The sequence below is a fragment of the Thalassobacillus sp. C254 genome (assembly GCF_001310615.1).
The window spans coordinates 38,586-49,921 of record NZ_BAXQ01000027.1 but is presented as its reverse complement, the minus strand read 5'-3'; the positions used below and the strand labels follow the sequence as shown (position 1 = coordinate 49,921).

9 protein-coding genes and 1 pseudogene are annotated in these 11,336 nt (G+C 37.5%); 9 read left to right on the top strand and 1 reads right to left on the bottom strand.

Annotation, left to right across the window (positions count from 1 at the left end; translation table 11 throughout):
* Window positions 1-1,028 precede the first annotated feature (1,028 nt).
* Window positions 1,029-1,730 carry a response regulator transcription factor gene (locus JCM19033_RS18645; RefSeq protein ID WP_054637434.1) on the bottom strand — a complete coding sequence of 234 codons (702 nt, stop codon included), beginning with the start codon at window positions 1,728-1,730 and terminating at the stop codon, window positions 1,029-1,031.
* Window positions 1,731-2,498: 768 nt separating this feature from the next.
* On the opposite strand from JCM19033_RS18645, the gene JCM19033_RS18640 reads away from it, so the two are divergent.
* From JCM19033_RS18640 to JCM19033_RS18600, 9 genes and pseudogenes are all read left to right on the top strand, one after another.
* Window positions 2,499-3,542, top strand: a complete 1,044-nt coding sequence (locus JCM19033_RS18640; RefSeq protein WP_054637433.1) for a peptidoglycan-binding protein — start codon at window positions 2,499-2,501, stop codon at window positions 3,540-3,542.
* Window positions 3,543-3,665: 123 nt separating this feature from the next.
* The gene (locus JCM19033_RS18635; RefSeq protein ID WP_054637432.1) at window positions 3,666-5,261 is read left to right on the top strand and encodes a multicopper oxidase family protein; all 1,596 of its coding nucleotides are present in this window, start codon (window positions 3,666-3,668) and stop codon (window positions 5,259-5,261) included.
* Window positions 5,262-5,567: 306 nt separating this feature from the next.
* Complete coding sequence (locus JCM19033_RS18630) at window positions 5,568-5,747, top strand: hypothetical protein (RefSeq protein ID WP_054637431.1); 180 nt, start codon at window positions 5,568-5,570, stop codon at window positions 5,745-5,747.
* A gap of 202 nt (window positions 5,748-5,949) precedes the next feature.
* Window positions 5,950-6,222: a rhodanese-like domain-containing protein gene (locus JCM19033_RS18625; RefSeq protein ID WP_269758380.1), complete on the top strand. Its 273-nt coding sequence runs from the start codon at window positions 5,950-5,952 to the stop codon at window positions 6,220-6,222.
* A gap of 269 nt (window positions 6,223-6,491) precedes the next feature.
* Window positions 6,492-7,418 (top strand): D-alanyl-D-alanine carboxypeptidase family protein, encoded by a 927-nt coding sequence (locus JCM19033_RS18620; protein WP_269758379.1) that lies wholly within the window; start codon window positions 6,492-6,494, stop codon window positions 7,416-7,418.
* A 156-nt stretch (window positions 7,419-7,574) separates the two neighbouring features.
* Window positions 7,575-7,874 (top strand): metal-sensitive transcriptional regulator, encoded by a 300-nt coding sequence (locus JCM19033_RS18615; RefSeq protein WP_054637428.1) that lies wholly within the window; start codon window positions 7,575-7,577, stop codon window positions 7,872-7,874.
* A 30-nt stretch (window positions 7,875-7,904) separates the two neighbouring features.
* Window positions 7,905-8,114: a copper chaperone CopZ gene (gene copZ / locus JCM19033_RS18610; protein WP_054637427.1), complete on the top strand. Its 210-nt coding sequence runs from the start codon at window positions 7,905-7,907 to the stop codon at window positions 8,112-8,114.
* A gap of 214 nt (window positions 8,115-8,328) precedes the next feature.
* The gene (locus JCM19033_RS26545; RefSeq protein ID WP_269758378.1) at window positions 8,329-8,475 is read left to right on the top strand and encodes a hypothetical protein; all 147 of its coding nucleotides are present in this window, start codon (window positions 8,329-8,331) and stop codon (window positions 8,473-8,475) included.
* Between the two features lie 38 nt (window positions 8,476-8,513).
* Window positions 8,514-10,977, top strand: a pseudogene (locus JCM19033_RS18600) (heavy metal translocating P-type ATPase).
* Window positions 10,978-11,336 lie beyond the last annotated feature (359 nt).

The following is an 11,336-nucleotide window of genomic DNA, read 5'->3' as shown; positions in this document are numbered from 1 at the left end:
AGGGTGAAACTTTGTCGAAAACATATTGTATATGGGGTAATTACAATACTTATATCATATTTATTCTTTTTGACTAGATCAGAGTGGGATCCAATGCACGCTTGGAATAGGGCTTTTGCTAATGTTTCTCTCTTGTATCTTTTTATTATTATGTTTCTTGGGCCTTTCTCTAAGATTAAAAAGGGGTTGGGAAGTGGCTGCCTGCGAGAAGGGAACTTGGGATTTGGGGAGGAATTGCTGCACTCATTCATATTTTTATTATTTTTGGTGGTTGGATTGAGTGGGAGTTCTCACGCTTGTTTGTCGTATTTAGTCCTGTTGAGGGAAGCTTCTTTCTTCATCCTGGATTTGCCATAGGAAACATTATAGGAATAGTTGCTACGATCTATTTAATCTTTCTCTTGCTGACCTCAAATAATAAAAGTATGCGTTTCTTGGGTCAAAAAACATGGAAGCACGTACAACAAAAGCAGGCATATATTATATGTTGGTTGTGTTACATACTACATACTTCATTTTTTTACACATGCCTCAAAATCCTAATTGGATCCAAGGGCCGTTTTTGATTTCTATTTTGGTTATTATTTTAGTACAGGGTCTGGCTTTTTGTAAGGAAAGCAAGAAGTCACGTTCCAAGATGAATACAAAATAAAAGGTAAACAATGTTGGAGAACGTGTCTTTACGAGTGATCCCTTTAACCTCCAAGAAGGGAACATGCAAAGAAAATAAACAAAGGTATTTGGTTACAGAGAATTTCAGACAGGAGAGTCTCCATTCATTTCTGTAATTAAGGATATTGTTTTTTCACATTCCTAAAGATTACACTGTAGCTTTTGTCAATAGAATACTGGCTTTTCATGAAACGTATTGGAACTATATACACTAATTGTTAATGTATTTTAAGGATATGTGGTGGAAGTGAAATCTTTTATTGGAGCTTGATAGGTGTTGGAAGAATTGGTTCCAGTAACTCCTCTTATCCAGGGAAACGGTGATACTCTTTTTTCTTTGAATAAGGGAAAAGGAGTTAATTACATTCTATATCTTCTCTTATTACTTGGTATCCTATCTCATCGACTTTTTTAATGACGTTTGTTTCGAAGCCACTATCCTTTAGTTTTGTTCGGATGTTTCTTATATAAGAATCTATATTTATACTCTCACTTTCACCAGACAACTCAAGTTGAGCAAGCAGTTCTTTCGTATATACTTGCCCTGGGTATTGAGACATTCTCTTAAAAACAACAAACTCTTTATTCGTTAGAGGAATTTGTTTGTTTTGATAGGTCACGTGCTGTTTTTCTATGCTTATTTTTAATCCATCGGGGAATAGGATGACATCCTCCCTGACAGAAGTCCTTCTGCGGAGTACAGACAGAATGCATTTTTGTAAATCTTTCGGGTCAAAAGGTTTCACTACGTAATCGTCTGCTCCAAGGTTGATGCCTTCTACAATCCTTTCTTTGTCTCCTAGCGCAGAAATCAGGATCACGGGTACTTGATTCTTTTCCTTTTTCCTTAATTGATGAAGGATCTCTAATCCACTCATACCTGGCATCATGATATCTAGTAGAATTAAGTCGTGCTTTGTTTCTGTTACCATTTTCATAGCTTTTTCACCTGAAGAAGCGGTATCTATAGTAAATTTGCTTGTAGGTTTAATACAAATACGTAAGAGTTTTCTCATTTCACTTTCGTCATCAATAATTAAAACTTTTTTCTTTGTCATATAATCACCTCGTGACTGCTTTCCTTGTAAAATACAAATTGAAGTACTGGTATTGCCTTTACTGTGCTCTTTCCCTTAAGCCTTACAGAAGGTACATTTATTTACATTATAAAAAGCTTTTATGGAGAAATTATGTATTCACTGATTCATTAGTTCTTTTTATTCTAGAAAAGAACCTGGGCACTATAAATGTAAAAGAAATTGGATAGAATGATTACGGCCACTATATTATTCAATGATATGCTAATATTTAGTATGGCTAACGTTTAGTGAAGATACGAAACTGTAAACCTATAGTCGTAGATGAATCCTACAAAGGAGTAGATGAAAACAGTAAAATATTTCAAAAGAAGGTAACAGCAAAAGAGATTCCTGATCAGCTCAGGGATCTCTTTTGCTGTTACCTAGGTGTTACATAGTAATAAGTACCTTATTTCAGGGGCCTTTTATAATAGGAGGCCTTTTATAATAGGATTCTATAATAAATTTAGTAAGTTTTATATCAATCTTCTACAATTAATACTTTTGTTTACCAAGATGTTACTTCTTGTTACAAGTATTACTCTTTGTTTACAAATTGCAATTAGTGATTGTCGTCATAAAAGATTATGTATAAGCTTTTAGCAGCAAACTACAATCTAGAATTAAGACTCATAGAGTAACCAACAACTAACTTAAAATCAAAATGGAGGTGTATTCCTGACTTATAACACCCACCTGTGAAATACATAAATGGTTTACAAGGTTATAAAGCAGGAAAATAATTTTATGAAAAAGTTTATGATCTCAACAGTAATTGTAGGAGCTTTATTATTAACTCCAACCATCACCGAGGCAGCCTTAGGTGACCAAACATTACGCCAGGGGATGAATAATAATGATGTCCAAGAGCTACAACAAGCATTGAAAGAAGAAGGCCACTTTAATTTCCACACAACTACTAACTACTTCGGTCCTATTACACGTCAAGCAGTCATCGATTTTCAACGTGCAAATGGGTTATTAGTAGATGGAATTGCAGGTCCTCAAACATTTGGAGCTCTAGATGTAAATAGCAGCTCTTCTTCCACCTCAAATTCATCGTCTAACAGTGTTTCAGTTTCTTCTAGTGACAGGGTGGAAACCATACAAAGCAACGGAACTTTAAGAAGAGGTCAAGTAAATAACTCTGTAGCTGCTCTGCAAATAGAGCTGAAAGAACAGGGACACTTCTCAGGATCTACTGGTTCTACTTTTGGTCCTCGAACGGAAAGAGCAGTAAGAAGCTTTCAGCGTTCAGCAGGAATTACAGTAGATGGAATTGCAGGTCCTCAAACATTTGCCGCCTTGGGTGGAAGTTCATCTACCTCAAATAATTCAAGTTCTAATACTAGCACTGCTAATAGTTCTTCTAATAGCACCAGCAGCTCCTCTTTATCAAGTAATCAAAGAGTAGCAGGGGTAACAGTAACTAATGCTGACAGTTTGATTAATACCGCAAAAAGTTTTGAGGGAGTTCCTTATGTGTGGGGAGGTACTTCACCGAGTGGGTTTGATTGTAGTGGGTTCTTACAATATGTCCATCGTCAACATGGCATTTCCCTCCCTAGAACAGTCGCTCAAATGTGGAATGCAACAACCCGTGTGTCTAATCCGCAACGTGGGGATCTTGTATTCTTTGAAACCTATAAACCAGGTCCATCACATGCAGGAATTTACTTAGGAAATGGAAAGTTCATTCAAGCAGGTTCTTCTACCGGTGTAACAGTTTCGGATATGAATAGTTCCTATTGGGGACCCCGCTATCTAGGAGCTGGACGAGTCAATCAATAAGGCAGTAAAAACCATTCTGTTTATAAGCAGAGTGGTTTTTTATGTTTGCCCTCTGTTTAAATTATTTAACTACATAATCTTTTCACATTTCCATGTCACAATCACTCATGGAGGAGGGTAAATATGAAAAATAACAAAAAGCATATTCTTTTTTTCTCTACTGTTTTATTAGTAACAGCTTGTTCAAACGAGAGTGTAGATGAAGAAATAAACGAGACTGGCGATGTCACTGGAGAGGCGATAGCAATTGAGAATTCAGATAGTGATACTTCGACTAGTGAAAACGAGGAGGGAAAAACCACCGTTCATTTAATAGCGTCTGAGGAAGAGTGGTCTCTAAATGAAGACCTTTCTTTTGACGCCTGGGTTTATAACAACACTTTGCCTGGCGAAGAAATAAGAGTCCAAGAAGGGGAAGAGGTAGAAATAAAACTGACAAATGATTTACCTGTTCCTACTGCACTCCATCTGCACGGCATTCCGTTGGATCATGAGATGGATGGGGTTCCAGGGATTACTCAAAATGTTGTGATGCCCGGCGATTCCTTTACCTACGAATTTACCGCGGATGCTCCTGGAACGTATTGGTACCATTCTCATCAAGACGGAGCCACCCAAGTAGAAAAAGGGTTATATGGTCCCCTTGTTATTGAAACAGAGAACGATCAAAAGTATGACATCGACGAGGTATTAGTCTTAGATGATTACTCTTCTATGATGGAAGACATGGAGGATCATGGCAATATGGAAGATCGTGGCAATATGGAAGGCGTGGAAGATCATGGCAATATGGAAGGTATGATGGATCATGAGTCGCACGGCGCGGTAGAAGAGATGACGCATGATGAAATGATGGCACACATGTACGATACCATGCTCATTAATGGTAAAGCTTCTCCTGAAATTGAAAGAGTAGAAGTGCAAGAAGGAGATGCAGTGAAGCTGCGTTTTGTAAATGCAGGTTTGTTTACACAAGTTATTCAAATCCCTGACCATAATTTTAAAGTGACTCATTATGATGGACAAAAAGTCAATGAACCTGAGACTCTTTCTAATACCTCTGTAACTTTAGGCGCTGCTGAACGAGTAGATATTGAAATAGAAGCTAACAACCCGGGAGCTTACGGAGTCGAAATATTTGCTGATACAAATAAAGATAACTTACACACAGTTCTACCATTTGTATATGAGGAGTATACAGAGGAAGAGCTTGCTACAAAAGAGGCTGAAGCTGAATTTGATACTTTATCCTACGGAAAACCTGCTGAATCTCTCAACCTAGAAGAAGTAACCAAAGAATTCGATATGGTCCTAGACTCGGAAGATGGTGGGGAAACTTTTACCATCAATAATAAAAAAATGGATACGGAAACAGCTGAAGGGCATGAAGTGTATGAAGTTGAAGAAGGCGATGTGGTAAAAATGACCATTGCAAACGAAACAGAAGTGGATCATCCGATGCACTTGCACGGTCATTTCTTCCAAGTTATTTCTAGAAATGGTGAAGAGGTTTCCGGTTCTCCTATCATAATGGAAACGTTAAACGTTCGAGAAGGGGAAGAGTATGAAATCATCTTTGAGGCTGATAATCCAGGAAATTGGCTGTTCCATTGCCATGAGTTCCATCATGCAAGTAATGGAATGGTTAGTGAAATTAAGTACGAAGGGTTTGAACCCTCCTTTACTCCAGACCCTAATGCTCCAAATAAACCGGAATAAAAGACGTCTTAAATAACCTTCCACTATGTGCACAGGCAGGTTGATCCTATTGCAGCCTGCCTTTCCTAAAATATCTGTAGGTTCATTTTAACCTTCTGAGATTTTCTAACCTTTATAATACTAATTAAACTTTATTTAGATATTCATCTATATAATTAATGTTCTTCTCTTTACAAATCAGTTTACTTATTTCACGAAATAATAAATTATGCAATATATAATTTTATTTAGGGAATTTTTAACTATTAAAAGGATAATATTGTATTGGCAGCTGTTTATTAGTTTAAAAGGGAGGCGAGCAGAAGCATGTATCAAGATGTACATGGTCTCATTGTTCATTTACCTAGTTGGGAAGAGGGGAATTATGGGTATACGTTTGTTGCTATGACAGTCTTTTACTTTATAGCATGGATTACTCTTGTTTTATTAAGGAGGGCTCACAAAGAACAACTTAAAAAAGAGGCTAAATTACAAAACAATAATTAACTGGAAAGTATTGCGTGCACATGATAGGAGCCGGCATCTCATTTGCTTCAAGATCAAAAATAGGAGGGGAGGACAATTAAGAAAATATACATGATTATCTTGTCTGTAGGGGTAACCGTTATACTTTTTCAATTCATTAATTCGTTTGCTTCAGACTTCAATTGAAATCTCTAAAGGGTGGCAGGAAATCGACCAAGACACTGTGTTAGCTAACATGGACAAAGATGTTGTAGAACTCGTTGATATGCGAGAAAAAGAACTATATTCTGAAGGTCATATATCTGGTGCTATTAATATTCCCTACGATGAATTTAAGCAAAGAACGACTGAACTTAACAGCAATCAAAGTATAATTTTAATTTGTCATACAGGACGGATGGGTATAGAAAGTGTCGATTATCTTGTCGAACAAGGTTTTCAAGATGTATTTAATTTTGGTGGAGGCATGGAAGAGTGGAATGGTCCCCTTAACTAAAGATAAGTGGTAAGGATAAAGGAACTGTTGTGTATTCTTCTCAACAGTTTTTTAGTTAAACACTTTGAATGAAGAACGTTTTCTGACAAAGACCAAAGAATTTTTACAAGATAACTAATAAATCATCAATCTTCATCATATCTTCATATTTTATAGGTAAAGTAACATCGTGCTTTCTCTGAACCTAAATGATGTTGTATTTCTTACCTACCAAATAAAAGGGAGAGAAGTTATGTTTTTACTACCTAAAATCTTAGTTACAGCAATCATTGTTTATTTGTTTATTTTACCATTCACCGCTTTCTTCCTCTGCCCAAGAGCGCCTGGACCTTTATAGTGAATCTGTTCTTTTAATGGATGGAAAAACTGGGGAAATAATATATGAAAAACAAGGCGAAAAACAGATGTACCCGGCATCCATCACAAAGATTGTGACTGGCATTCTTGCATTAGAAATGGGAAAGCCAGAAGAACAAGTAATAATTAGTGAAGAAACGACAACAATAGAAGGCACAAGGGTATATCTTCTAGAGGATGAAGTCGTCTCATTAGAACGATTAGTCCAAGGACTCATGATTAGTTCCGGGAACGACGCGGGTCATGCGATTGCTGAGCACCTGGCTGTAAGTGAAGAAGACTTTTCTGAGAAAATGAATGAATTTATAAGAAAACGTTTAGATCTACAGAACACCAATTTCACGAACCCTCACGGACTATTTAATGAAAATCATTACACTACAGCCTATGACATGGCTGAGATTACGAGGTATGCTTTATCTAATGAGGATTTCCGGGAAATTGTAGCAACAAAAGAAATGGAATGGAATGGCAAGGGCTGGGAAACAACCATTTTTAATCACAATCGGATGCTTTGGAACTATGATGGTGCATTTGGGGTTAAAAATGGTTTTGTCCAAAGGTCTGGGTTTACCTTAGTAACCGCAGCCGAAAGAAATAACCGTGAACTTATTGTTGTTGTGTTAAATGCCGGAACTGCCGATCAGAGTTATCAGGACACCACAAGGTTATTAGACTATGGGTTTGAAAATTATGCCCAAGAAGAAATGAAGGAAAAAGAGTCTTTCTTAAACACAAACCCATCCCCTTATTACCCAAATGAATTAATAGAACCTTTGGAAAAATTCAGGATCTTGAAACTGGAAGTTATAGAAACCAGAGAAGAAAGAATGGAATAAAAGTCCAAATTATTCTTCTGGACTTTTATTTATTCTTGAGATACATAACTGGGGTATAGTAAGATCTATATAGTGGTATGTTATTCGGTCATATAACGGATCACATATTGTATAACTAGTTTTGAAAGAATGTTTATCAAGAAGGGCGTGAAATAGATGGAAGACCTCTCTAACCCATCTCCTAAAAGGGTAGTCCAGCCAAATAAACAACAATTATTGAATCGACTGAAACGAATTGAGGGTCAAGTTCGTGGAGTTCATAAGATGGTTGAAGAAGATCGTTACTGTGTTGATATATTAAACCAAATTGCAGCTATAAATTCTGCTGTAAATAAAGTATCACTAGCTCTTTTAGAAGACCATACTACCCATTGTGTCTCTAAAGCGGTAAAAGAAAATAGCGGTGATGAGGTAATAAGCGAGTTAATGGATGTTTTTCAACGATTTGTTAAGTAGTGAATACGACTGGAAAAGGAGGTGGATGTAATGCTAACGGAAACGTTTCATGTTAAAGGAATGACTTGCGGTCATTGTGTCTCCTCTGTGGAAAACAGCGTTGGAGATCTAGATGGTGTGGAAGAAGTGAAAGTTGAACTCGAGAAAGGTGTAGTGGAAGTTTCTTTTGATGCTACCCAACTAAAACGGAAACAAATTAAAGAAATGATTGAGGATCTAGGTTACAGTGTAGATTCTTAAATCCCACCTCTGTGGCCTTCTCTTTACTAAAGAGAAGGTTTTTTACTTCTATAATACCAGCGCAAATGTAATATTAATGTGCCCTTTACATACCATACAAGGGTATTGTATTATTAAAATAATTACGATTGCCTTCTTTATTTTTCTTCCTTTAGTGAGAATAATCACTAGGGTTCTTTAACTTTTTAGATAAAATGAAAAAAAGCTAAAGGACGTGGATGCAAATGATGAATGGACTTGGTTGGAACATAATGGGTTGGGGAATGATATTATTCGTTTTCGTTTGTTTCCTTCTCATTGGGATTGTTATTTATTTTGCCGTGAAGTTAGCGACAAAAAAACGCTAAAAGTATCTCAATAAATTGAATTTCCTTAATACGTAGAAAAGGAGAGGAAGATATGACTGTCAGGACGTTTTCAATTCAGGGAATGAGTTGTGCTTCTTGTGTGAACCGAATAGAAAAAGAAATATCCAAACTCAAAGGAGTACATTCAGTAAGTGTGAACCTGGCGTTAAACCAAGCTCAAGTGAAAGGGGACAAAAAGGAAGTATCCACCCTCAAATCGTGGAAGCCATTGATAAAGCCGGGTATAGTGCAAGACAAATAGAAGAAGAGCCAACTCGCCGTAAACTTACCTTTTCAATCGAGGGGATGAGTTGTGCTTCTTGTGTTAACAGAATCGAAAAAGCTGTTTCAAAAGTGGAAGGTATACACGAAGTGAATGTAAACTTAGCTTCAAATCAAGCTCAAGTTACCGGAGAAAAAGGAGTGATTTCTGGTGAAAGTGTCATAGAGGCAATTAAAAAGACAGGATATAAAGCTACTTTAATTGAAGAAAAAACAAATAGAGAGTTTAGAGATGAAAATGAAGAAGAAACAAAGAAATTGTTTAAAGACTTTACAATTGCAGCTATCCTTACCTCAATTGTTTTAATCGGAAGCATTCCACATATGATGCACGAATGGGGTAATTGGGTACCTGCTGCTATTGCAAGTCCGTTTTTTTTATTGTTATTAACCACCTATATCCAGCTAGTACCCGGGTGGAGATTCTATAAGAACAGTTATAAAGTGCTGAAAAATAAATCAGCTGACATGAATGTACTTGTGGCTATGGGAACAACGGCCGCTTGGTTTTATAGCGGGGCGATGACTTTGTTTCCAAGTCAGCTGACGGAAATGGGGTTTCCTTACCAACTCTACTATGATGTAACGACTGTTATTACTACACTTATTCTGTTAGGTCGTTACTTTGAAGCAAAAGCAAAAGGGCAAACATCTACAGCGATAAAAAAATTAATGAGTTTGCAAGCAAAGACAGCAAGAATAGTTCGAGACGGGGAAGAACTTGAGCTGCCAGTAGAAGAGGTTCAAATTAATGATCATGTTCTTGTACGACCGGGTGAGCGTATTCCAGTAGATGGAACGATACTTCAAGGAAGGTCTGCAGTGGATGAGTCGATGTTAACCGGTGAATCACTGCCAATAGAGAAAACTGAGGGAGATAAAGTGATTGGGGCTACTATTAACAAATCCGGAAGCTTTACCTTCCGTGCAACAAAAGTGGGGCAAGAAACTGCCTTAGCCCAAATTGTGAGAATGGTCAGTGAGGCCCAAGGGTCCAAAGCACCTATCCAACGGGTAGTGGATGTCATTTCAGCTTATTTTGTTCCAGCGGTTGTCATTTTTGCTGTTCTTTCATTTATTACTTGGTATTTTATCGGTCCAGAACCATCCCTTATTTTCGCCCTGACAACATTTATTGCGATACTCATTATTGCATGCCCTTGTGCTCTTGGTTTGGCTACACCCACAGCGATTATGGTGGGTACGGAAAAAGGTGCAGAAAATGGAATATTAATTAAAGATGCCACTAGCCTGGAACGTGCTCATAAAGTAGAAACTGTGATCTTAGATAAAACAGGTACCATTACAGAAGGTAAGCCTAAACTAACTGATGTGCTTCCTACTCCTAACGGTTTTTCTGAAAATGAATTATTGCAAATCGCTGCTTCTGTGGAGACTAGTTCCGAACATCCATTAGGGGAGGCAATCGTTGAAGGAGCGAAGACAAGGGGTATAGAGATTCAAAAACCTGAATCCTTTGAAGCCATTGTAGGCCAAGGTTTAAGAGCAGAGGTGGAAGGAAAAGACGTATTGATTGGCAACGTAAAATTAATGAGGCAGTATAACATTGAGTTAAAGGCATTTGAGGAAAAAGCCACACAGTTGGCTGACAAAGGGAAAACCCCTATGTATGTGTCAGTGAACGGAGAGTTTGCAGGGGTGATTGCTGTTGCAGATACCCTGAAGAAAGATACTATCCTGGGATAAAACGACTTAAGTCCATGGGAATTGATGTGATTATGTTAACAGGAGATCATGAGCGTACGGCAAAAGCCATCGCCAAGGAAGCTGGAATTGATCACTTTATTGCTGAAGTATTGCCAGAGCACAAAGCAGAGGAAGTTAAAAAGTTGCAAGACCAAGGAAAGTTGGTTGCTATGGTTGGTGATGGGATTAATGATGCCCCAGCTTTAGCACAAGCGGATGTTGGTATTGCTATCGGTACTGGTACAGACGTGGCTATGGAAACCGCCAATATCACACTGATGCGTGGAGATATAACAAGTATCGCAACGGCTTTGCGTTTATCCAAGTCAACAATGAAAATGATTTGGCAAAACCTTACCTGGGCGTTTGGCTATAACGTGGTGTTAATTCCAGTAGCGGCAGGTCTTTTATATCCCTTCTTTGGAATTTTGTTAAACCCAATGCTGGCAGGAGCGGCTATGGCATTTAGTTCAGTGTCAGTGGTTCTAAATACTTTACGGTTAAGAAAGTTCAAAACAGCTGTGTAAAAACAGGTTTCTCCTTAAAGCTTTTTTCCTCGAACAAAATATGAGTGTAGTGGGAGCACCATAAGAAGACGATAATGAAATCTCTTCTCTTGTCCTTTGTAGGTTCAACCATTTTATTACTCATTTATTTTTTAAATTTAGAAAGCGTATATCCCCTTATCTATCTTATATTGATTTGCTTTTTACTACATTTAGCCAAGACCATAAACATTAAAGTGCCTGCAAGATAAGCTGTCCTTAGTTATAAATCAATCAATTTGAAGATCTCCAAGGTAAACGACAGGACTGTTCCTGTCGTTTCTTGTTGTGTGCAAACATGCATACATCTATATAATTCAGTATTTGCTTAACGTGGCCAT